Annotated in this window: 22 protein-coding genes; 13 read left to right on the forward strand and 9 right to left on the reverse strand. The window is 62.9% G+C overall.

What is annotated here, in order from left to right; all coding sequences use genetic code 11:
- Positions 1-304, forward strand: a 304-nt coding sequence (locus tag OOJ09_RS30390) for a RidA family protein (protein WP_269908746.1), incomplete at its 5' end; no start/stop codon positions are given.
- Between the two features lie 9 nt (positions 305-313).
- Here the strand turns inward: OOJ09_RS30390 and OOJ09_RS30395 are convergent.
- From OOJ09_RS30395 to OOJ09_RS30410, 4 genes are read right to left on the reverse strand one after another with little or no spacing between them, the layout of a single operon-like run.
- Positions 314-1,117 carry an ABC transporter permease gene (locus OOJ09_RS30395; protein WP_269908747.1) on the reverse strand — a complete coding sequence of 268 codons (804 nt, stop codon included), beginning with the start codon at positions 1,115-1,117 and terminating at the stop codon, positions 314-316.
- 1 nt (position 1,118) lies between these two features.
- Positions 1,119-2,030, reverse strand: a complete 912-nt coding sequence (locus OOJ09_RS30400; protein WP_269908748.1) for an ABC transporter permease — start codon at positions 2,028-2,030, stop codon at positions 1,119-1,121.
- Between the two features lie 8 nt (positions 2,031-2,038).
- A complete protein-coding gene (locus tag OOJ09_RS30405) occupies positions 2,039-3,085 on the reverse strand; it encodes an ABC transporter ATP-binding protein (RefSeq protein WP_269908749.1) in 1,047 nt (348 codons plus the stop codon).
- Positions 3,086-3,139: 54 nt separating this feature from the next.
- Positions 3,140-4,186 carry an ABC transporter substrate-binding protein gene (locus OOJ09_RS30410; RefSeq protein ID WP_269908750.1) on the reverse strand — a complete coding sequence of 349 codons (1,047 nt, stop codon included), beginning with the start codon at positions 4,184-4,186 and terminating at the stop codon, positions 3,140-3,142.
- A gap of 216 nt (positions 4,187-4,402) precedes the next feature.
- Here OOJ09_RS30410 and OOJ09_RS30415 point away from each other — a divergent pair, with 216 nt between their 5' ends.
- The 4 genes from OOJ09_RS30415 (at position 4,403) to OOJ09_RS30430 (ending at position 8,311) form a co-directional block, all read left to right on the forward strand.
- Positions 4,403-4,798 carry a hypothetical protein gene (locus tag OOJ09_RS30415; RefSeq protein WP_269908751.1) on the forward strand — a complete coding sequence of 132 codons (396 nt, stop codon included), beginning with the start codon at positions 4,403-4,405 and terminating at the stop codon, positions 4,796-4,798.
- Positions 4,791-5,435 carry a 4-carboxy-4-hydroxy-2-oxoadipate aldolase/oxaloacetate decarboxylase gene (locus OOJ09_RS30420; protein WP_269908752.1) on the forward strand — a complete coding sequence of 215 codons (645 nt, stop codon included), beginning with the start codon at positions 4,791-4,793 and terminating at the stop codon, positions 5,433-5,435. The genes OOJ09_RS30415 and OOJ09_RS30420 overlap by 8 nt, the downstream gene beginning before the upstream one ends.
- Positions 5,436-5,499: 64 nt before the next feature.
- Positions 5,500-7,137, forward strand: a complete 1,638-nt coding sequence (locus OOJ09_RS30425; RefSeq protein WP_269908753.1) for a GMC family oxidoreductase — start codon at positions 5,500-5,502, stop codon at positions 7,135-7,137.
- The gene (locus tag OOJ09_RS30430) at positions 7,124-8,311 is read left to right on the forward strand and encodes a serine hydrolase domain-containing protein (RefSeq protein ID WP_269908754.1); all 1,188 of its coding nucleotides are present in this window, start codon (positions 7,124-7,126) and stop codon (positions 8,309-8,311) included. Before OOJ09_RS30425 ends, OOJ09_RS30430 begins: the two co-directional genes overlap by 14 nt.
- A gap of 251 nt (positions 8,312-8,562) precedes the next feature.
- Here OOJ09_RS30430 and OOJ09_RS30435 read toward each other — a convergent pair whose 3' ends face one another.
- Both OOJ09_RS30435 and OOJ09_RS30440 read right to left on the reverse strand, forming a co-directional pair.
- Entirely contained in the window at positions 8,563-9,525 is a 963-nt protein-coding gene (locus OOJ09_RS30435; RefSeq protein ID WP_269908755.1) for a VOC family protein, read from the reverse strand.
- Positions 9,526-9,549: 24 nt separating this feature from the next.
- Complete coding sequence (locus OOJ09_RS30440) at positions 9,550-10,446, reverse strand: fumarylacetoacetate hydrolase family protein (RefSeq protein ID WP_333474503.1); 897 nt, start codon at positions 10,444-10,446, stop codon at positions 9,550-9,552.
- A gap of 147 nt (positions 10,447-10,593) precedes the next feature.
- Here OOJ09_RS30440 and OOJ09_RS30445 point away from each other — a divergent pair, with 147 nt between their 5' ends.
- Positions 10,594-12,237, forward strand: a complete 1,644-nt coding sequence (locus tag OOJ09_RS30445) for a bifunctional 3-(3-hydroxy-phenyl)propionate/3-hydroxycinnamic acid hydroxylase (protein WP_269908757.1) — start codon at positions 10,594-10,596, stop codon at positions 12,235-12,237.
- On the forward strand, positions 12,224-13,081 hold the full coding sequence (locus OOJ09_RS30450; RefSeq protein WP_269908786.1) for an SMP-30/gluconolactonase/LRE family protein: 858 nt from the start codon (positions 12,224-12,226) through the stop codon (positions 13,079-13,081). The genes OOJ09_RS30445 and OOJ09_RS30450 overlap by 14 nt, the downstream gene beginning before the upstream one ends.
- Positions 13,082-13,097: 16 nt before the next feature.
- On the opposite strand, the gene OOJ09_RS30455 is transcribed toward OOJ09_RS30450, so the two are convergent.
- Together OOJ09_RS30455 and hisD are read right to left on the reverse strand one after the other, a co-directional pair.
- A complete protein-coding gene (locus tag OOJ09_RS30455) occupies positions 13,098-13,868 on the reverse strand; it encodes an SDR family NAD(P)-dependent oxidoreductase (RefSeq protein WP_269908758.1) in 771 nt (256 codons plus the stop codon).
- Positions 13,869-13,870: 2 nt separating this feature from the next.
- Positions 13,871-15,178, reverse strand: a complete 1,308-nt coding sequence (gene hisD, locus OOJ09_RS30460; RefSeq protein WP_269908759.1) for a histidinol dehydrogenase — start codon at positions 15,176-15,178, stop codon at positions 13,871-13,873.
- 15 nt (positions 15,179-15,193) lie between these two features.
- Here hisD and OOJ09_RS30465 point away from each other — a divergent pair, with 15 nt between their 5' ends.
- From OOJ09_RS30465 to OOJ09_RS30490, 6 genes are all read left to right on the forward strand, one after another.
- Positions 15,194-16,126 carry a GntR family transcriptional regulator gene (locus tag OOJ09_RS30465; protein ID WP_269908760.1) on the forward strand — a complete coding sequence of 311 codons (933 nt, stop codon included), beginning with the start codon at positions 15,194-15,196 and terminating at the stop codon, positions 16,124-16,126.
- 20 nt (positions 16,127-16,146) lie between these two features.
- Positions 16,147-17,109, forward strand: coding sequence for a sugar ABC transporter substrate-binding protein (locus tag OOJ09_RS30470; protein WP_269908761.1), 963 nt, complete (start codon positions 16,147-16,149; stop codon positions 17,107-17,109).
- A gap of 106 nt (positions 17,110-17,215) precedes the next feature.
- On the forward strand, positions 17,216-18,682 hold the full coding sequence (locus OOJ09_RS30475; RefSeq protein ID WP_269908787.1) for a sugar ABC transporter ATP-binding protein: 1,467 nt from the start codon (positions 17,216-17,218) through the stop codon (positions 18,680-18,682).
- Positions 18,679-19,641: an ABC transporter permease gene (locus tag OOJ09_RS30480; protein ID WP_269908762.1), complete on the forward strand. Its 963-nt coding sequence runs from the start codon at positions 18,679-18,681 to the stop codon at positions 19,639-19,641. The genes OOJ09_RS30475 and OOJ09_RS30480 overlap by 4 nt, the downstream gene beginning before the upstream one ends.
- Before the next feature lie 53 nt (positions 19,642-19,694).
- Positions 19,695-20,639 carry an ABC transporter permease gene (locus OOJ09_RS30485; RefSeq protein ID WP_269908763.1) on the forward strand — a complete coding sequence of 315 codons (945 nt, stop codon included), beginning with the start codon at positions 19,695-19,697 and terminating at the stop codon, positions 20,637-20,639.
- A gap of 35 nt (positions 20,640-20,674) precedes the next feature.
- Positions 20,675-21,361, forward strand: coding sequence for a GntR family transcriptional regulator (locus OOJ09_RS30490; RefSeq protein ID WP_269908764.1), 687 nt, complete (start codon positions 20,675-20,677; stop codon positions 21,359-21,361).
- 298 nt (positions 21,362-21,659) lie between these two features.
- Here OOJ09_RS30490 and OOJ09_RS30495 read toward each other — a convergent pair whose 3' ends face one another.
- On the reverse strand, positions 21,660-22,085 hold the full coding sequence (locus OOJ09_RS30495) for a globin family protein (RefSeq protein WP_269908765.1): 426 nt from the start codon (positions 22,083-22,085) through the stop codon (positions 21,660-21,662).
- Between the last annotated feature and the right edge of the window lie 569 nt (positions 22,086-22,654).

Consider the following 22,654-nt stretch of genomic DNA (forward strand, 5'->3'; position numbering starts at 1 on the left):
GGATATTTCCATGGAACAAGGTCGCGAGGCAGCGACAATCGCTGCACTCAACCTGTTGGCGCAGTTGAAGGCGGCTTGCACGGGCGACCTCGACCGGATCTCATATTGCGTGCGGATTTCCTGCTTCGTCGCCTGCGCCACCGACTTCCACGAGCACCCGAAGATACTGGACCCGGTGTCTTCCATCCTTGTCGCCGCCTTCGGCGAAGAAATCGGCGTCCATGCGCGGCTTGCCTACGGTTCGTCCGCGCTGCCCTTCAACTCGCCGATCGAGATCGACGGCATCTTCAGGATGTCGGTATAGCGTCGGACATCACGTCTTCAGTGCCGCCGCGCCCTTGCGCAGGATGACGACCACCGCCACCGTCGCGACGACCAACAGCACGGTGGACACGACGGCAATCGTCGGATCGATCTTGTCGCGCAGCGCGGTGAACATGACCTTCGGCAGCGTCGCATTGTTGCCGCCGGAGATGAACATGGCGACCACCACCTCATCGAGCGAGGTCACGAAAGCAAGCAGACCGGAGGCGAGGATCGGCCCGCTCACCTGCGGCAGCACGACGCGAAACCACGCCTGGTGCCAGCGCGCGCCCAGGCTGCGGGCGGCGCGCTCCTGGCTGAAATCGAACTGGCTGAACGCCGCGCTCATCACCACGAACACCACCGGTATCGCCAGCGCCACATGGCCGAGCACCAGCCCGGTCATGGTGCCGACCATGCCGATGCGGGCCAGCACGAAGAACAGGCCGATGGCGATGAGGATCGAGGGTATCACCGCCGGCAGGACGATGAGCCCGCTGACCAGCAGCCGCCAGCGCTGGCTGAGCTGCATGGCGCCATAGGCGGCGAAGATGCCGATGGGCACTGACACCAGCGTGGTCAACGTGCCGGCGGTCAGCGAGGCTCGCGCGGCCTGCGTCCAGGTGATGGAATCGAGGAAATACTGGTACCAGCGCAGCGACAGCGACGGCGGCGGAAACGCCAGGAAATCCGACGATGAGAACGACATCGGTATGACGATGAAGGATGGCGCGGCCAAAAAGATGACCAGGAGAATGGCGAGCAGCCACTTCAGTCGCTCGATGAGCGGTCTTTCCTCGAACCCATCAAGCATGTCAGCTCCTCTGCCGGGAAAGCAGGACGCGCTGGACGCCGTAGCTCAGCGCGAACAGCAAGGCCGTGAACACCAGCAGCAGCACGCCGAGCGCGCTGGCGGCGCCCCAGTTCGAATAGTTGGAAAGGCTGCGCGCGATGCGCATCGAGATGACGTTGACATTGCCGCCACCCAGGATGGCCGGCGTGACGTAGAAGCCCAGGCTCATCACGAAGACGAGGATCGCGCCGGCAGCGATGCCCGGGGCGGCGAGAGGCAGGAAGATCCGGCGATAGGTGTAGGACCGGGACGCCCCCATGCTGGCGGCGGCGCGGATCAGCGCGCTATCGATGTTGCGCATGGCGCCCAGCACCGGGAGGATGAAGATCGGCAGCATGATGTGGGTCATGCCGAGCACCGTGGCGAAATGGTTGAAGGCAAGCTCCAGCGGCGCCTTGGTGATGCCGAGCCCCATCAGCACCGAATTGACGATGCCGGTGCGCTGCAGCAGCACCAGCCAAGCATAGGCCCGTACCAGCAGCGAGGTCCAGAACGGCAGCAGCACCGCCGCCAGGAAGATCACCGAGCGCCTGGGCGGGAGGCCATTGATGAAACTGGCGAAGGGCACGCCGATCAGCACGCAGGCGGCGACCGTTGCCAGCCCGACCTGGAAGGTCGTGATGAAGATGCGCGCGTAGCTCGCCCCGTCCAGGATGCGCTGGTAGTTCTCGAGACTCGCTTTGCCGTCCGAGCCGAAGGCCGACAGGAAGAACAGCCAGGCGCAGGGCACGAGCACGCACAGGGCGACCACCGCCAGGCAGGGCAGTGTGAAGGCAAAGGACACGAGGCGCTCCAGCCTGGCATCCCAGGCCAGGCGACCGCCATTGTCTGCCTGTGCCACTGATAAGGATGCGGGCGGGTTCAGGGCGACCATGTCTCTACCTACAGGAAATGCACGCGGTCGCGCTGGACGTGCAGGTCTATCGTCTGTCCGACCTCGAGCGCGCCGACCTCGGCGCTGAAATGCTTCTGCGCGCGCGCCGTGATGGCCTGGCCGTCGGCGAGATCGACCTGCAGCAGCCAGCTATCGCCCTGGAAGACGACGCCGCGCAGCAGGCCGCCGACGGCGAGCCAGCCATTCTCGTCGCCGCTCCTGGCAAGGCAGAAATCCTCGCTTCGCACCATCAGCGCGTATGCCGATGGCGCGACCGCGCCGAGGTCGCCCGACACCACGGCGCGCGCCTCGGCCAGCGGCAATATGGTGGCCTCTCCGATGAAACGCGCGACGAATTCATTGACTGGCCGCCGGTAGATTGTCTCGGGATTGTCGAGCTGGACGATCTTGCCCTTGTCCATGACGGCGACGCGGTCGGCGATGGTCAGCGCCTCGCGCTGGTCGTGCGTGACGTAGAGCGTGGTGATCTGCAGCTTGTTGTGGAGTTCGCGGATCTCGATCTGCATCTCCTCGCGCAGGATTTTGTCGAGCGCCGAAAGCGGCTCGTCCATCAGGAGCACCTTGGGCTCGAACACGATGGCGCGGGCGAGCGCCACGCGCTGGCGCTGGCCGCCCGAGAGTTCGCCGATGCGCCGCGACCCGTAGCCGCCGAGCTTGACGACGTCGAGCGCGGCCAGCGCCCGCCTGCGCGCTGCGTCCTGCGGCACGCCGCGAACCTGCAGCGGAAACGTCACATTGGCCATGACGTCCATATGCGGAAACAGGGCATAGCTCTGGAAGACGACGCCGAAACCGCGCTGATTGGCGGGAAGCCTGACGATGTCGCTGTCGCCGAAGAAGATCCGCCCGCGATCGGGGCGGATGAAACCTGCGACGGCCATCAAGAGCGTGCTCTTGCCCGAGCCCGAAGGGCCGAGAATAGCGACGAATTCGCCGGCCTCCACCGTCAGGCTGACATCGTCGAGGGCGCGGAAATCGCCATACATCTTGGACACGGCCTCGATGCGGACCGATTCGGCGGAACGACTGCTCATATGACCTGTCTGGCTATGGGTGGAGGCCGGGGAAAGAAGCATAGGGGACCGCGGCTATTCGGTCATCATGTCTTCGAACAACTGCTGGACGTGGTCGTTGTTCTTCGCCCACCAGTCGATGTCCTGGACGACCATGGCACCCGAATTGGCCGGGCTTGTCGGCAACACGGCCTCGGCTTCCTTGCTGATGATCCCGGTCTTGTAGGCGCCCTGGTTCAGAGGTCCGTAGGAGACGTATTTGGTGAGGCCGGCCTGCGACTGCGCCGACGACATCTCGTTGATCATCTTCATCGCCTCGGCCTTGTGGGTCGAGCCCTTCGTCACCGCGAAACAGTCATAGGTCAGGATGCCCTGGTTGTAGGTGTAGTTCACCGGGCCGCCGGCTTCCTTGGCGGTCTGGAAACGGCCGTTCCATCCGGTCGTCATGTCCACCTCGCCGTCCTTCATCAACTGGCCGTGCTGCGCGCCCGACGACCACCATACGGAGATATTGGGTTTCAGCGTCGCGATCTTGGCGATGGCGCGCTTGATTCCATCCTCGGTGCCCAGCACCTTGTAGACATCCTTGGGCGCGACGCCGTCGGCCAGCAGCGCCATCTCGACCTGCGCCTCGGCATCCGAACGCATCGAGCGCTTGCCCGGGAATTTCTCGACATTCCAGAAGTCGGCCCAGCTCGAAGGCGCTTCCTTGGCATAGGTCTTGGTGTTCCAGGCCATCACCGCCGCGTAACCATAGATGCCGACGCAATAGGGCGCCGCCGTCCCCGGCAGGAAGCCGGAAGCATCGACCGCCTTGTAGTCGATCGGCTCCAGCATGCCTTCGGTCCCGGCGATCGCCGCCTGATAGCCGCTCATGATGATGATGTCCGTCTTGACCGAGTTGGAGCCGACCTCGAGCCGGAGCACGTCGAGGGCGTTGTCGGCCGTCTCTTCCTTGACCTGGAAGCCGAGCTTCTTGGCCGCCGGACCCCAGAGCACGGCGCGGCCGCCTTCCTGAACGGCGCCGCCGGGTGTGTTGAGCGTAAGCGTCGTCTCCTCGGCGGACGCCGTCCCGGCAAGAGCCGCCGCAAGAATGCCTGCAGCCAGTATCGAACCACGCATTGATCGTCTCCCATTCTTGTTGAGTCCGACAATGTTTGTTTTTAACACAACATTTATACCGGACAACACGATGTAAGGCCACCGTACCGCTGATTGTCAAGCGCTTTCGCCGCATTTTTGTGCCTATCGCAATTTTTTGTTCTTATAAAACAATTTCTGTTGATCAATTTTCCAGCTGTCGATATGGGTCCTCTCAACAAACAAGGATGGCGCCAGATGAGTGACGGCGAGGCAAAACTGATCAATCTCGCATTCCGCGTCGGCAGCGTCGCCGAAGCGGAGGCGCTGGTCGAAAGCACCGGCGGCTGGTCGAAGCGGGCCATGCACGACATCGATGGCGAACAGTTCCTGGAAGCCCGCTTTGGTGGCATCAGCATCAATTTCTTCGAGACGGCGCTCTACGACGGCAAGGCCGAGCCCGCCAGGGCCGGCTTTCTGCACGCAAGCTTCGCCGTGCCCAGCCTTGCAGCCATTCTCGAAAATCCCGACTGGAGCGCCAGGCTTGTCTGGGGGCCCTCGACGATCCGGGGCGGCTTCGGCCATCGCCGCATCGCCTTTTTCGAACCCCTGCCCGGCTGCCGGATAGAACTGATGGAGGAAATCGATGATTGAGGCCTCACAACTCCAGTTCTTCGCCCGCGCGGGCGCGGCCACCGTCTACGAGGCCTATGGACGGATCGGCGATCTCGACCCGGCCGTGCGCGCCATGCTGCCGGGCCTCGCCGTCGCCGGTCCGGCCTTTTGCGTCCAGTGCGAGCGCGGCGACAACCTGGCGCTACACCGCGCGGTGGCAGAGGCGGCGGCCGGCGACGTGATCGTGCTGTCCGGCGACGGCGAGGCCTGCGGCTATCTGGGCGATATCCTTGCCGAGGCGGCGGTGTGCCGGGGCATTGCCGGTGTGGTGGTGGACGGCTTTGTGCGCGACGTGGCGGAACTGACCAAGATGCGCTTTCCGGTCTGGGCCAAAGGCCTGGCGATCCGTGGGGCGACCAAGGTGCATCCCGGACTGATCGGCGCGCCGGTCCTCTGTGGCGGGGTCCGCATCGCGCCCGGCGACCTCATCGTCGCCGACGACGACGGCGTCTGCAAGGTGGCGCACGCCGACATCGCCCGCGTCTTCGAAAGCACCGGAAAGCGCCTTGCACAGGAAATCGCGATGCGCGACCGGCTGCGCCAGGGCGCGCTGACGCTGGACCTTCTCGATCTTCGCAAATATCTGTTTGCCGCCGGCGAGGAGCAGCCGCGATGATCAATTGCCGCGACTGTCGCCGGCCGTCCGCATGCCAGTCCCGTTCGTGTCCGAGGTCCTAGCGATGCCCGATGCCCAGAATGCCCTGCCGCTTGACGGCGGCCCCTATGACTTCATCGTCATTGGCGCGGGTTCGGCCGGTGCGGTGCTGGCCGCGCGGCTCAGCGAAAGCGGGCGCAAGAAAGTGCTGCTGCTTGAAGCCGGCCCCAGGGACCTGAACCCCTGGATCCACCTGCCGATGGGCTATTCCAGACTGTTCACCGACAGCCGCTACAACTGGATGTATGAGAGCGAGCCGGAGAGCGCCCTTCAGGAGCGCGTGCTCTACCAGCCGCGCGGCAAGGTGCTGGGCGGATCGAGCTCCATCAACGGCATGATGTATGTGCGCGGCAATGCCAAGGATTTCGACGACTGGGCAAAGGCCGGCTGCGGCGGCTGGTCCTATGACGAGGTCCTGCCCTATTTCCGCAAGGCCGAAGACCAGTCGCGCGGCGCCGACCGTTGGCACGGTGTCGGCGGCCCGCTGAAAGTGTCCGACCAGTCTTTCGAGCGTGAACTGCCGAACGCGCTCTGCGCTGCGGCACGAGAAGCCGGGCTGGAGCGCAACGAAGATTTCAACGGCGCCGCGCAAGACGGCTTCGGCTACTACCAGATGAACACGCACAAGGGCCGGCGCTGGAGCACGGCGCGCGGCTATCTGGCCCCGGCCCGCAAGCGCGCCAACCTCAGGATCGTCACCGGTGCCAGGGTCGAGCGGATCGTCGTCGAGAACCACGTCGCCAAAGGCGTATTGTTCAGCCAAGGCGGGCAAAGGCGGATCGCGGCCGCTGGCGAAATCATCCTGTCGGCCGGCACCATCGCCTCGCCGCAACTGCTTATGATGTCCGGGATCGGCGCCGCCGCGCCCATGCAGGGCCTCGGCATCGGCTGCGTCCTTGACCTGCCGGAAGTCGGCTGCAACCTGCAGGACCATACCTGCATCCAGCTGATGTTCCGCTGCACCAGGCCGATCACCGTCAACGACATCGCCAACAGCCTGGTCAGGCGCATTGGCGTCGGCATGCAATATGCTCTCACCCGCAAGGGCTACCTCGCCGAGACGGGCATTTATGTCGGCGGCTTCGCCCGCAGCGACGACACGCAAGACCGGCCGGACATCCAGATGGCGATGGCGGCCTGGAGCGTCGGCGAGCGCACGCCCAAGGGTGCGAAGCCGCATCCGTTTTCCGGCTTTAGCTTCAGCCCCGAACATGTCAATCCCGATGCGCGCGGCGCAGTCACGCTGCGCTCGGCCGATGCCACGGCTGCGCCGAGCATCAACTTCAACTTCTTCCAGAGCGACTACGACATCCGCGCCATGACCTTCGGCATAAGGCTGGTGCGCAGGATTTCCGAGCAGCCAGCCATGAAGCCCTACGTCGCCTCGGAAGTGCAGCCGGGCAAGGACGTACAGACCGATGACGAGATCCTGCACTTCATCCGCCAGAAGGCGGGTTCCGACATCCACGCCGTCGGCACCTGCCGGATGGGCGCCGATGCCGGCGCGGTCGTCGATCCGCGCCTGCGCGTCAACGGCATCGCCGGCCTGCGCGTGGTCGATGCCTCGATCATGCCGCGCATCGTGCGCGGCAACACCCACGCCGCCGTGGTCATGATCGCGGAAAAGGCGGCGGACATGATCCTGGCCGATGCGCAATCCTGAACCCGGGCGCCCGCCCCGGCCCAATGACCTGACGCTGGCCAACTGGGACCGCGCGCCGCATAATCGCTGGGCTTACCAGCACATCAGCGATTTCCTGCCCACCGTCCCGATCGCCAGCGGAGAACCGATGGCCCTCATCGCGGCGGACACCGGCCTCGACCTCGCCGCCCTCACCTTCACCGATCATCGCGGCGACAGGGTGAACGCGGCCGCGGCACTCGACGGCTCCTGGACCGACGGCTTCCTCATCCTGCATCGCGGCCGGGTCGTGTTTGAGAATTATCGCAACGGCATGCGGTCCGGCAGCGTGCACCTGACGCAGTCGGTATCGAAATCGGTCGTGGCGGCGCTTACCGGAATCCTCCATCAACAGGGCTGTTTCCCCCTAGACAGGACCGTCGCGGCCTATGTGCCCGAACTGGCGGCCTGCGCCTATGGCGATGTCACCGTCAGCCAGTTGCTCGACATGACCAGCGGCGTGCATTTCCCGGAGGGCATGGCCGACCCCGTTTCCGGCATCGGCCTGATGGATATCGCGGTCGGCTGGAAGGCCGCGCCGCCCGGCAATGCAAGCCCGCGAACCGTGCGCGAACTGGTCGCCTCACTGCGCCGCCTGTCGCGCCCGCATGGCCAGGAGTTCGAATACCGGTCGATGGAAACCGAGGTGCTCGGCCTCTGCATCGAGGCTGCCATCGGGCGAAGGCTCGCGGATCTCGTGTCCGAACTGATCTGGCGACCGATGGGCGCCGAGGACGACGCGAATTTCGCGGTCGATCCGGAGGGATACGCCATCGCCGATGGCGGCCTGTCGGCAAGCCTGCGCGATCTCGGCCGCTTTGGCCTGATCTACGCGCGGGACGGCTGCGCCAACGGCAGGCAGATCGTACCGGAGCAATGGGTGGCGCGCACGCGCGTCGGCGACCCCGCCCTGTTCCCCGATCGGTACCGCGCCGACCGCCCCAACGGCGCTTACCGCAACCAGTTCTGGATCGCCGATGTCGGCGCCCCGGTCATCCTGGCGCTCGGGGTCTACGGGCAGATGATCTACATCGACCACCAACGGGATTTCGTCGGCGTGAAGCTGTCGACGTGGCCGCGGGCGATCAACCCGGCGATGCGCATCGACGTGCAGAACCTGATGGGCACGGTCGCCGAGGTTCTTGGTGCGGACTAGAAGCGGTCGAACACTCCGGGGTAGGGCTGAACTTTGGTCGAAGCTCACCTCCGGCTCTGGTGAGAAGCCGAGATTGTCCTTTGATATTTCTTTCCGGAGCCGACACAGACTGGAATGATGGCGCATTGGCGCACGGACATATGCCGTAACGCGGGGAGTTGCACTTCAACGAATAGGTGCGCCGGGCAAGTACCCTGCTCTGAGTGGGATGATCAAACACCGGGCCAATGCTGCATTGATCTGACGCAGCTTCAGTCCGTGGCCTCCTCGTAGTTCACCGTGAAGTCGTCGGGAGGTGTCGGGCCCCAGATGTAGAAGGCATCCTCCGCGGCATGATCACCCGCATCCCAGTCATGGTCCGCTGACACATAGTCGATGTCCGAGGAGTACTCGGAATAGCTGCCCCATGGGTCGCGCACATAATGGAAAAAGTTTGATCCGAGCACGTGGCGCCCGAGACCCCAGCCCTTCGAAAACCCCTTGTCAGCCATTTGCATGGCGCCGAGGCCGATCTCCTCGACCGAGCCAACGTCCCAACTGCAATGATGCAGGCCGGGCCCAACCGATTTGGCGAAGGCGATAAGATGATGATCGCTGCCATGAACCCCATGCATGAAGGCGATGCCGTCGCCGGAGCGATCCGAAAGACGCAGGCCCAGGATTCGGGCATAGAAGATGACCGCCTGGTCGACGTCGCGCGTGAAGATCAGCAAATGCGCAAGCCGGCGGGGTCTCGTTGTCGCGGCGCGTGATCTGAACGAGGCTCCGCGCTGATTGGCCGGAACAGACAGGTTGCTTATCTCGGATTTGCTGTTGGGAGACGTCTTTTCCGCCACTCGAATTTCGACCAGATTCCCGTCATGGTCGCGGAACCAGAAACCGTTGCTGGAGAGCCCGGGCGGCGGATCGATCAATTTCACGCCCTGCCCTTCGACATGCCTGCGAAATGCCTCGAAATCATCGTCGAAGACACCGAACGAAAGATAGCTGAGCTTCTTGCTCGCCCCCTCCGAAATACTTCCCCACCGATGCGTGTGGCCGAACGTATAGAGCCCGAGCGTATTGCCTTCCTCGCGAACGTCCATGCCGAAGGCGCCATAGAAGTCCTTCGCCTGCTGCAGGTCGGGAACGACCATGTTGAAGTTGTCCATGGAATGGACGCCGAGCGTTCCGGGGCGCCGGCTTGCACCGACAAAGCCTCTAATGGCGGTCATGCCGCATCTCCTCCCTGAAACGGATCAGGCGGCGGCCTGTGCGTCAGCCGTCTCGTCCACGACAGTATTGACCAGAACTCCGAGTTTTTCGATCTCGACTTCGCAGATGTCGCCGGGCTTCATGAAGAGCTGTGGCTTGCGCGCGGCGCCCACGCCGGACGGCGTGCCGGTCACGATCATGTCGCCTGGCTCGAGCGTCATCGTGCGGCTCATGAGAGCCACCAGTTCAGCCACGCTGAACACCATGTCGTCGATCTTGGCATGCTGCACGACCTGGCCGTTGAGCCGCGTTTCCAAAGTAAGACCCAGGCAGCCGGCAGGCAGTTCGTCGGCGGTAACGAAGGCAGGTCCAAAGGCGCCGGTGGAATCGAAGTTCTTGCCGATCGTCCATTGCGGGGTGATGTGCTGGAATTCTCGGATCGAGCCGTCGTTGAAGATCGAATAGCCGGCGACGTGGTCAAGCGCGTCCTGTTCCGCGATCTTTGAGCCGCCCTTGCCGATCACCGCCACCAACTCACCCTCGTAGTCGAGCGTGTTAGAAAGCTGCGGCCGCACCATCGCCGTCTTGTGGCCGATCAGGCTCGACGTAAAGCGGCCGAACACGGTCGGATAGGGTGGTTGCGCATAGCCGGACTCGGCCGAATGGTCCCGATAGTTCAGGCCGACGCAGATGATCTTCTTCGAAGCCGTGAACGGCGCCAGATAGTCAATCGCCGCCGTGATCCTTTTCCCGGCACGTAGTTTCACGGCCGCATCGGCAATCGCCTCGCTATCCGAGACAAGCGAATCGAGCGTCCCAGGGAAATTCCGGTCCGTCGCCAGGAGCCCATGAAGGACGCCGTGCTCCTCGATCGCCAGCCCCTCCTCGCCCTTCTCCGCAAACCTGACGAACCTCATGACGTTCTCCTTGCGCACTGGCATTTTGGTAAAATGGTTATCTTTCCACTTAACATATTTGTCAATCAAAAATATATTTTCAAGGCGATCATGATGTGGTAGTCGTCTTGCCTGTCGGCAGCGCGCTTCGCTCGCAGCCCCGTCAATGGCATTTGATTTCGGGAGGTAGCAGTGCCAGCAAGAACATTTGACATCGTTGTCGTCGGACGCGGTCCCGTCGGTCTCGCCGCGGCAGCTTTCGCCGAGCAGCTCGGGATGAGCGTGGCAATCGTGGAAAAGCACCGGGATCTCTACGCCTTGCCCCGTGCCGGACATGTTGATCACGAGATTGTCCGCCTGTTTCAATCGGTCGGTGTCGCAAGTGCCATGCTGGAGGATAGTTATCCGACCACCGAATATGTCTGGGTCAATGCGGACGGCGAAACCATCATGGAGTTCGATTGGGGCTCGAAAGGCATTTCGGGCTACAATTCCGACTACATGCAATTCCAGCCGGTGTTCGAGAATGCGCTGATCGAGCGGGTTGCCGGCAGCAGTCTGGTCGAGCAATTTCTCGGCTGGGAAGCACAGACCTTCGACGAGCAGCCGGATGCCGCCGTGGTTGGCCTCGCAAAGACCATCATGGTGCCCGGCCAGATCCGTCCGGTGGCAACCGACGAGAAGCAGACCATCCGTGCACGCTATGTGATCGCGGCCGACGGAGCCAACAGTGGCGTCAGGGCGAAACTCGGGGTCGAGCGCGACGATTTCGGCTTCAACGAAAAATGGCTGGTGGTCGATGCACGCAAGAAGCGCGAAATTTCGTTCGATTTCGATTGCGGCCAGATCTGCGACCCGAAGCGGCCTATCACGGTGCTGCCGCTCGGCAAGCGACACCGGCGCTGGGAATGGGCCATGCTGCCCGGCGAAAGCGTTGCTGAACTCGAGAGCCCGGAAATGGCATGGAAGCTCCTCGCCGAACAGAACATCACGCCGGACGATGTCGAGATCATCAGGCGGCTCGTCTACACCTTCGAGGCGCGTCACGCGCGCGGTTGGAGACGTGGCCGCATCTTCCTTGCCGGCGACGCAGCCCACACCATGCCGCCCTTCATGGGACAGGGCATGTGCTCGGGCCTTCGCGACGCCAAGAACCTCGCCTGGAAGCTCGATCTGGTATTGCGCGGCGTGGCGCACCCTTCCTTGCTCGACACCTACGAGGGGGAACGTTCGCCGCACACCAGGGACTGGACACTGATTTCACTGGAAGCAGGCAAGGTGCCCTGCACGCTCGATCCCGTGCAAGCGCGCCTGCGCGACGAACGATTCCGCTGCGGCTGGAAGCCGCCGATGCCGAACTTCCCCAAGCTTGACGACGGTGTCCTGTCGTTTGGGCCAAACGGCAAGCCCGCTGGTCTTGCTGGCACGCTCAGCCTGCAGGCCAAGATCGCGAAAAACGGAAGCGCCGAGCTGTTCGATCAATTCTTTCCAAGCACAGGCTTCATCGTCATCAGCACGAAGGCGAATCCCGCTACGGGGCTTTCTGGCCGTCAGACCAAGGCCCTGCAGCGGATCGGCACGCACTTCGTCCATGTCGGGTCCGACGCAGGCGCGGACGCCATCGACGTGGACGGAGCCTATGCTGCGTATTTCGCTGAGCATGGTATCGAGGCGATCATCCATCGGCCCGACTTCTATGTATTCGGCGCGGCCGCCAGGCTCACGGATCTGCCCGGCCTGGTGGACGAACTCCTGCAGCGGCTGGACTATATCGAAGTCACCAATGCAGATGTCGGCAAAAAGAACCGGACAGGACAACAAGATGCCGTCGCGTGACGAACCAGTCCTGCTGGCTACAGGCCTCTCGTGGCCGGAATCCCCGCGCTGGCGCAATGGCGCGCTGTGGGTTTCGGACGTACACAATTTCCGGCTGGCGCGGGTCGACATGGACGGTTCGGTAGAGACCGTTTGTGCAGTCGAAGGTCGCCCCTCAGGCATGAATTTTTCGGCCGAAGGGCACTTGCTCATGGCCACCGCGCTCGGCAGGCAACTTCTCGACATCTCTGTGCCGGATGGCGTGCAGCGGCCGATGGCCGACCTTGGCAGCTTGACGAAAGCCTATCTGAACGACCTTGTGACGAGTGCGGACGGCTGGTCGTGGGTTGGCGACACAGGCTTCGTTTTTGGCATGGCCGAGCCGCATCGATGCGGCAGCCTGATTGGTTGGCATCCGTTGCATGGCGCACGGATCGTCGCTGCCGACATTTTCTTCCCCAATGGCATGGTGATCACACCCGACGGCTCGACCCTCTATCTGGCCGAGACTTTCGGCAAATGCATTTCCGCTTTTGATATCGGCCGCGACGGCGCCCTGGACAACCGCCGCCTTCATGCCGAATTGCCCGGATCGCCAGACGGACTTTGCCTCGATGCCGAGGGCTGCCTTTGGGTGGCATTGCTGTTTGAAGGCCGATTCGTCCGCCTGTCGCCCCAAGGCAAGGAGATCGACAGAATCGATTTTCCCGGCAAGAGCGCCATCGCCTGCATCATCGGCGATGACGACGAGTCGACGCTGTTCCTGTGCGTCTCCCGTATCGACAACAGCGATCCGGCCAATATTGTTCGCCACGGCGAAATTCATAGAATGCGCGCGCCGGCCGCGGCCGCCGGGCGGCCCTGACCCGACCGAGGGCGTTTCAATCGGCGGTCCAGCCACCGTCGATCAGCAGCGAGGTTCCCGTCACCATCGAAGATGCGTCGCCGGCGAGATAGACCAGACCGCCAAGAATGTCCTCGACCTGCCCGACCCGCCCGAGCTTGATCTTGGCCAGCACGGACGCGCGGAACGTTTCGTCGAGAAGGAAAGGTCGCGTCATCGGCGTCTCTATGAAGGTCGGGCAAAGCGTGTTGACGCGGATGCCGCAAGGCGCGAGGTCGAGCGCCATAGCCTTGGTAAGGCCTTCCAAAGCGAATTTCGAGCAGCAGTAGATGGTCCGATTGGGCGCGCCGACATGCCCCATTTGCGACGACATGTTGACGATGGAGCCGCGCGTTCCGGTCTCGACCATCTTGCGGGAAACCGCCCGGGCGACGAAGAACGCCGCCCGGACATTGAGGTCCATCACCGCGTCGAAATCATCTTCAGTCACCTCGTGGAAGGACTTTGGCCGGTTGGTGCCGGCATTGTTGACAAGGATCTCGAACGGCGGCTCGGCAGCGACAAGCCGATCCACCGCAGCCACGTCGGTGACGTCGAGCGCGCGCGCCTCCGCCTGGCCGCCGCGTCGACGGATTTCAGCTGCCGTTTCGGCAAGCTCCTCGATGCTGCGCGCGACCAGTGTGACGGCCGCCCCTGCGTCGGCCAGGGCCGCGCCAGACGCTGCACCTATGCCGCGGCCGGCACCGGTCACAAGCGCACGCTTGCCGTCAAGCCGGAAGGATGGCGAGACCGGCAATCCCTCCCCCATCGTCACTCTGCCGCAACCCCGTAGGGAATGTTGCGGCCGCCATAGCGGCGCACGCGGATATTGGCCTGTTCTGCATGGCCAATGAAGCCTTCCAGCATGCACAGGCGCGAACAATACTCGCCGATGAGTGCCGATGCCTCGTCCGTCAGCACCTTCTGGTAGGTGCAGGTTTTCAGGAATTTGCCGACCCACAACCCGCCTGTGTAGCGGGCAGCCTTGTTGGTCGGCAGCGTATGATTGGTACCGATTACCTTGTCTCCATAAGCGACGTTGGTGCGCGGCCCCAGGAACAGCGCGCCATAATTGGTCATGTTCCGCAGGAAATAATCCGGATCGCGGGTCATCACCTGGACGTGCTCCGAAGCGATGCGATCTGCTTCGCGCAGCATCTCCTCCTCGCTCTCGCAGACGATCACCTCGCCATAGTCTTCCCAGGCCTTGCGGGCTATGTCGGCAGTAGGCAGGATCGTCAGAAGCCGCTCGATTTCGGCCATGGTTTCGCGTGCCAATTTTTCCGAAGTGGTAAGCAGGATAGACGGCGTATTCGGTCCGTGCTCGGCTTGCCCTAGCAGATCGGTCGCGCACAATTCGCCATCGACCGTCTCGTCGGCGATGACCAGTGTCTCGGTCGGGCCGGCAAAAAGATCGATGCCGACGCGACCATAGAGTTGGCGCTTGGCCTCGGCGACAAAAGCGTTGCCCGGACCAACCAGCATGTCGACCGGACGGATGCTGTCCGTTCCAATGGCCATGGCGCCGATCGCCTGAATGCCACCCAGGCAGTAGATCTCGTCAGCGCCGGCCATATGTTGTGCCGCAACTATGGCTGGCGCCGGCTTGCCCTTGTAGGGCGGCGCCGCCGTGATGACCCTGTCGACGCCCGCGACCTTTGCCGTGATCACCGACATGTGCGCGGACGCCAGCAAAGGATATTTGCCGCCCGGCACATAGCAGCCGACCGAGTTCACCGGAATGTTGCGATGGCCCAGGATAATGCCGGGCATGGTCTCGACCTCGACGTCGAGAAGTGCTGCCTTCTGATGCTGGGCGAACTCACGCACCCGCGATTGCGCAAACCTGATGTCCGAAAGGTCGCGCTCACTTAGCTCGGCAAGGCAGGCTTTGATCTCGACATCGGTGAGCCGGTAGTCGTCGCGATCCCACCCGTCGAATTTTATGGATAGTTCCCGAACAGCGGCATCTCCGCGCTGCTGGATATCGGCGAGCGTCGATTCGACCGTATTGCGGACGGTTGCGTTCTGTTCAGCGACAAGCACGGCGTCACGCCCGGCTTTCAGGATGCGTGGCATCAAGGCTCCTCCCGGTTGGTTTTCGGCGCAAGGCTACGCACATGGCGGCTTTCGCTTCAACGCCAGACTATCTCAGTAAAACCATTTGTCAATGTAAAATATATTTTGCTTGCCAAAATAGGTTTATCGACATATCGTCTGCCCATGCATCGGAAACCGCCCTCCATTCAGTCCGCGTCAACGCAAGCCGATTGGGCTTATGCGCGGACGCGTGCCGACATCATGAGCTGTCGCCTGATGCCTGGAGCAAGGATCAGGATCTCGGACATTGCAGAGACTCTTGGCGTCAGCCTCGGCGCCGTACGCGAGGCATTGGCGCGTCTGGCCGCCGAGAACATGGCGGTCGCTTCCGCGCAGCGCGGATATTCAGTCGCCAGCGTTTCGATCGATGAGCTTGTCGACCTCACTCGGACGCGCATCGCCATCGAGCAGCTTTCACTGCGGTCGTCGATCGCGGGCGGCGACGTCGAGTGGGAGACCGGGCTCGTGGCGGCCCTTCACCGCCTTCAGCGCATTCCCGAAGTCGACCCCTCCGACCTCTCGCGGCTGAGTGATTCATGGGCTCAAGCCCACCTTCAGTTTCACGACGCGCTTGTCGCTGGCTGCGGCAGCCCCTGGACGCTCAAGCTCCGCTCCATGCTGTTCTTCCAGACAGATCGCTATCGCCGGCTGTCCGTGCCGCTCCGGACAAGTGAGCGCGACGTGGGCGCCGAACACAAGGCGCTCTGCGATGCCGCCCTGGCGCGCGATGTGGAATTGGCCTGCCGGCTGATCAGCGAACACCTGATGCGCACCGCCGACATTCTGTTGGCGTCGCCACTGCTTGTGGCCCCGGCACCCCTGAGACCGGAGAGAGCCTCCGGGACGGGCATTGGAAGCTTGGGATCGCACGCGGAAGACCTGCGCAGTCAAGAACCGTTGAACTTTGAAAACCGGAGGAAACCATGAAAACTTTCAGATACACGCTCTTGGGCGCGGCCGTCGCCATCCAGGCAATCGCGGCGACTTCGGTCCAGGCCGATCCGCAGGGAAAGAAGCTCGTGCTGTTGAGCGGACCGACTGAAGACCGCTTCATCAGCGCTTTCTCCACCTTGTTCGCAGGCAAGGCAAAGGAACTGGGCATGAGCCTTACGCAGCTCACCAGCCCATTCGATCCTGCTCTCCAGGCACAGCAACTCGACGACGCGATCGGCCAGAAGCCCGACATGATCGTCCTGCAGCCCTTGAGTTCGGGCGCGGTAGCGCCGGCCCTCAATCGCGCCAAAGCAGCCAGCATCCCGGTCTTCCTCGTCATATCGCAGGTCGACAATGGCGATAGTCTTTCGGTCGGCGCCATGGGCCTCGACGACGTGAGATCCGGTGAGCTTGCGGCAGAAGCGATGATCCAAGGGCTAAAGGCCAGCGGGCGAACGGCGGCAAAAGTCGCTGCCATAACCGGGTCCCTGGCCGAGGGAATCGCGCCGAAGCGGCTCGCAGGCTTCAAGGCGCGCCTGGCCAAGGAAACGTGGATTGAATTGGTGCAGGTCGAGGACGCCAAGTGGATCCCGCCGATTACCGAACAGATCGCTGGTCAAATGTTCGCGCGCTATGCCGCGACCGGCGGGCTGGACGCGATCTATGGCATGAACGACGCGATGGCGAACGCGATCATCCAGGCAGCCGATAGCGCTGGCGTGACGCTCGGCGCCAAACCCGGTGAGTTGCTGGTAATCGGCGGCGGCTGCCAGGAATCGGGCGTCCGAAACATCAGGGACGGCAAACAATATGCGACGCTGAGCGGCCCGCTCCCCCCCTATGACGGGCCGAAGGCGGCCGAGCTGATTGCTGACCATTTTTCCGGCAAGGCGATACCGGCCCTGAGCGTCACCACGCCGCTCGAAATCATCGATGCTGCCAACATCGACAAGTACGCCGCGCTTTGCAGCTACTGAGCCAGACCGCCATGGCCGGCTGGAGGGCCGGCCATGGCGGACGTTTGGGAGGACAGGATGAACGACCTTGCAGATCTTTCGCCGCCCCGGCTTGCGGTGCGCGGAATTGGAAAGCGCTTCGGCGATTTCATCGCGCTGGAAGACGTTTCGCTGCAGCTGGCGTGGCGAGATTCGCGCTCTTTGCGGCGGCAATGGTGCCGGCAAGAGCACGTTGATGAAGATCCTGAGTGGTGTGATCCGCCCAAGCGAGGGCACGATCGCGATCGACGGGAAATTGGTTGCGTTCCGCAGCCCGATCGAAGCGCAGCGCGCGGGACTGGCGCTGGTCGCGCAGGAACTCAGCCTGGCGCCGGATCTATCCATCCACGATAATCTTTGGCTCGGCCATGCATCGGCGCCGATGCGGCGACAGACAGGCGTCACGGCCCAGAAGGCGCGATCCGCGCTTGTAAGCGTCGGCCTCGACCATCTCGATTTAGGAACAAAAGTGCGCACCCTTGGCATCGCCGAGCGGCAATTGCTCGAGATCGCACGCGGACTGGTTCGCAACGCGTCGCTGCTCATTCTTGACGAACCCACCGCGACGCTGTCGGACAACGAGATATCGCGGGTTTTCGGCGCGGTGCGAACGCTGAAGGCCAGAGGGTGTTCGGTGATCTTCATCACCCACCGCATGGGCGAGGTCTACCAACTTTGCGACACGGTGACCGTCTTGCGCAACGGTCGCGTTATCGCGACGGAACCGGTCGCTGCCATGCCGCGCGAGACGCTGCTCGAGCTGATGCTCGGCCGCAAACTCACCGACATCTACCCGCGCCACTCGACACAACCGGGTGATCAAATCCTCACGGTACGTGGGCTGACTGTACCCGGCGTCGTCCACGACATCTCGCTCGAGGCGCACGCGGGCCAGATTCTCGGTGTGGTGGGACAGATAGGCTCAGGTGCCATCGAAACCGTCAGGGCCCTTGCCGGGCTCGCCCATGCCGCCACCGGTGAGGTGTGGATTGGCGGCGTGCCTCTCAGACTGGGCTCGGCTCCAGCCGCAGCCGCATCCGGGGTCCGTTTCGTTTCGGAAGATCGGGGCGAAGAAGGTATCTTTCTTGACCAGCCGGCAAGCATCAATCTGCTTGCCACGCGGCTTGCCGAAGTTGCAAGCAGGGGCTTTCTGAGGCCCGCTTCGTTGCGAAAGACGGCCGCCGCACTTGCCGCCCAGGTCGGGTTCGATACGCGACGACTGGATACACCCGCCTCGACCCTGAGCGGCGGCAACCAGCAGAAGCTTGCGGTGGGGCGCTGTGCCAACCGCGACATGGCCGGGGTCATCCTGATGAACGAGCCGACGCGCGGCGTTGACATGGGCGCGCGCGCGGAAATCTATCAGATGCTGCGCCGCTTCTGTGACGAGGGCAACGCCATCGTGCTCGCTTCGACCGACATCGAGGAGGTGATCGGATTGGTTGATCGGGTGGTGACACTCTACAGGGGCCGCATCGTCGGGACCCACCAACATCCGGGCATCGTCGAAACCACAGTGTTGGCCGAGATCACGCGCGCGGAGGCCGCGCTATGACCAGCACTCCGGATGCAGCGATTGCAGCCTCGCCTGCAACCCCTCGCCAGCGGCTCGCGCCGGCCGATCTCGCAAGATTTTCGTTGGTCCTCGCGATTGTCGTATTGGCGCTCTCGACGCCCGGGTTCTTGTCTAGGCCGAGCCTGATCGCGCTGATCAACGCCATGTCGCTGGTCGGCTGCGTCGCGCTCGCCATGACCTTCATAACGCTCGGCGGCAATATCATGTCATTCAGCCTCGGCGCCACGACTTCGGTCGCAGGCATCGTGTTCATGGCAACACTCGGCCTTGGCCTGCTGCCGGCGATCGTTGTCGCGATCGTCGCGGGCGTCGTCATCAGTGCGGCGCAAGGCGCGGTGATCGGCTGGCTGCGAGCCAATCCGATCATCGTCTCCATGGCCGCCTACGCGCTGCTGATCGGTGCTACCCAGATGATCGTCGGGCCCAAGGTCGATGCGCCGAACCTCGCCTACGAGGTTCTCAAACAGCGGCTTTTCGGCGTGCCTGCCTCCTTCTTGGTCCTTGCCGCCATGGCTGTTCTGGGCCAGTTGGTGCTCACCTTCACCCGCTTTGGGCACGAACTCATGCTGGTTGGCAGCAATGCCCGGGCGGCCGAGGCAGCGGGACTGGATGTCGGCCGCGTGACGACGGCGGCTTACATGGTTGCGGGGGCATTCAGCGCGGTCGCGGGCATCCTGGTCGCTTCCCGATTTGGCTCGGCAGACATGCAGACGGCGCGCGGCTTCGAATTTACCGCGATCGCAGCCGTTCTGGTAGGTGGCACGGCGATTGGTGGCGGGAAGGGTTCGCTGTGGCAGACATTCATCGGCGTCGCGGTCATGGCGACCATCAACGCGGTCACGCTCTTGCGAGGCTTCAGCATCGAGATCCAGCAACTTGTGGTCGGTCTGGCCGTGCTCGGCGTGATTGTCTTCCAAGGTATCGGCAGGAGGACCTGAACATGCGCTCCGCGCTTCAAGACGATACCGGCCCGATTGGCATCTTCCTGGTCGTGGCGGTGGCGCTGGTGGCTGCGCTCATCGTCCGGGGAAACTTATCGTTCGACCTCATCCTGTTCAGCCTATTGCAGTATTTTGCTACAATCGGCCCGGTCGCGCTTGGCCTCGGCCTGACCATGATTGCACGCGAATTCGACCTGTCAGTGGGCAGCACCATGGGCTTTGCCGGCTGCGTTGCGGTTCTGACCAGCGGCGACAACGCGCTCATCAGTGCTTCCTGCGGGATCGGCGCGGGCCTTGTCGTCGGCCTCTTTCAAGGGTTGGCTATCGCCGGCCTCGGCTTGAGCTCGATTGCAGTGTCGCTCGGCGGCCTGATGACAGTTGCCGGCCTGTCCTATGTCGTCACCCACAACGAGACCATTTCGTTCGCCAACCAGGCGGTGACGATCCAGATGAACGCACCGCTTCTCGCCATATTCTCCGTGCGAAGCCTGCTTGCCATCGCCTGTTTCGTCATCGCCGCAGTCGTCTTTGTGCGCACGCGGATTGGCGCGAACCTGATCGCCACCGGCAGCGACCGTACCGCGGCGACGACGTCCGGGGTCAAGACCGGCCGCGTGGTGGTGTGCGTGTTCATGCTTTCGGGTGCGCTTGCCGCCCTGTCCGGCGTCCTCCTCACCTTCGGCCTGTCGGTTGCCTCGCCGGCCGGACTGACCGACATACTTGTGCCGGCGATCTCGGCAGCCATTATCGGTGGCGTGTCGCTTTCTGGCGGGCGCGGTAGCCCGGTCGGCATTGCGTTCGGAACCCTCACCCTCTGTGCGTTGAGCGCCGGCTTGAATGCGCTCGGCCTGTCGCCAGTCGTCCAGCAGATCGTGATGGCCGGCGTTCTTTTTGCGGTCGCAATCGCTGCCGCACCGAGGCTTTATCGCTTTCATCACTGGCAGGCTCTGCGAGTGCGGAATGGAAATTTGCAGAAAACAGATGAATGGATATAAAATAGATTTTCAGACCAGAGCACAAAGGAAGATGTATGCGCAGCGCATCAGGCCCTACCCAGCTGGACACGGCCTATGATCGTCTGCGCTCCGACATATTGAGCTGCCGGCTCAGGCCTGGCACGCGCATTCACATCAACGAAGTTGCCGAGGAACTCCAGGTCAGCGTTGGGGCAGTACGCGAGGCTCTTTCCCGGCTGGCTGCCGAAGACATGGCGGTGGCTACCGCACAGAAAGGTTATAGCGTACCGGAGGTCTCGATCGAAGAACTTCGCGACCTGACCAATACCCGCATCGCGATAGAGGAATTCTGCCTGCGTGACTCGATCGCACATGGCGATATCGAGTGGGAGACGGAACTCGTCGCTGCATACCACCGATTGCAGCGTCTGCCTGAACGCGAGCCCTCCGATCCGACCCGGCTGAGCGACGCCTGGTCAGCCGCCCACCAGCGCTTCCATGCGGCATTGGTCGCCGGCTGCAAAAGTCCATGGATGTTGAAGATACGGGGCATGCTGTATGTCCAGACTGAACGTTATCGTCGCCTGTCGGTCCCCCTCCGCACGACTGAGCGTGACGTTGCCGCCGAGCACAAAGGGATTTTCGACGCCGTAATGGCCAAGGACGGCGATCTTACCGCTGAGCTGATGCGCCGGCACCTGACGCTGACAACCGAGATTCTGGTTGGTTCCGCTGAGTTATCGGAGACCAATATCCAGTAACACGGAGGATGAACACAAGGCGTTTTGGGCCACGCACTCTGCGACGCAGAGGTTCAGCTCCGCTCGCCGGTCGGAACCAGCGAGCCCTTAGGCGAATTGGTCAGACTTTCTGTCCATCACCAAGGCGACGCCTCGAGCCGCAGCGATCTTTGCGACAAGGGCCTCCAAATCGGCATCCGATCGCATCGATCCGGTTTTCTGTTGAAGGGGGGAAACCGCCTGTGTGACAGAAAGGGGCTTCCCCGTTCGTCCCGCTCAAAATTCCGTCGGCTGCCGCCACGACGTTGCAGGTCTCTTGTCATGCAGCGAGCTGATGCTCGCGGGCTGCCGCGATCATCACACTCGCGAGCAACCCGTAGGCTGCCTCCCAGGCCTCGCGCACCGCCGGCGTAAACGCCGTGCCGAGACCGGCCGCCAGCGTCTCGATGAGCGCTTGCCCGACGATCGGGTAATGACGCTCCTGGACGCCGTAGGTCACGTGACGCCTGGCGAGTTCGCGCACGGTCGGGAGAATGGTGTCGGCACGATCCAGTCCATGCACGACGAAGCCCAGGCTCGCCATCAGCTTGGCGCCCTGCTTGGTCATGTCTCTCACCGGAAACAACGCTCGAAGACCTTCGTCGATCGCGAACAGGCGTTCATAGAACAGTGCGGCGGCGGCCACGCGTATTGGGACGACGTCGCGAAAACTATCCTGGACAAGTCGAATCTGGTCGGGTGTCATCGGCAGCGCTCCTCGGTTTTCCGGTGAGGCTCGACCATCGCCCCAAAGCGTTTCGCGGGGATGTCGCTCGCCGCATCGATGTGTTTCAATTAGGTTTCAGTTTGCGCTCAGTTGTTTTCGAGTTCTTTCTGTGGCCCTGCTCATTGCGCGGACTGAGCACTGGCTGAACTCGGCCACGCACTGACCCAGGACGCCACGATCGAGCCTGACGCCGAGACCGGGCCAGTCGGGCGCACAAAGGGGCGCCATGTTCGTCGCGCGGGGCGTCGGGCGCGACGCTGACGGTATGTAGGCGTTGAAATCGGTCGAGGAGACGCGGAAGCGCTCCGGGGTCGAATACTGTCATTCCGGTGCAACGCCGCGCCGTACATGGCCGCTCTTGAGCAGGCCAGTATTCACCAAGACATCGTCCCGTTCAGTCGTTTTCTCGGAGAACTGCAGTCAAGGTATATCGGGGAAGGCAACCGCGTCACTTCCCGCCGGTTAAGCCGCCACCTTGGCGCGCATGGCCTGGCGATACTCGCCGTGGGCCAACTGTCGGACTTCACGTAATTTACGCAATAAATCAA

Source organism: Mesorhizobium qingshengii (assembly GCF_027563465.1).
GTDB lineage: Bacteria > Pseudomonadota > Alphaproteobacteria > Rhizobiales > Rhizobiaceae > Mesorhizobium > Mesorhizobium qingshengii_A.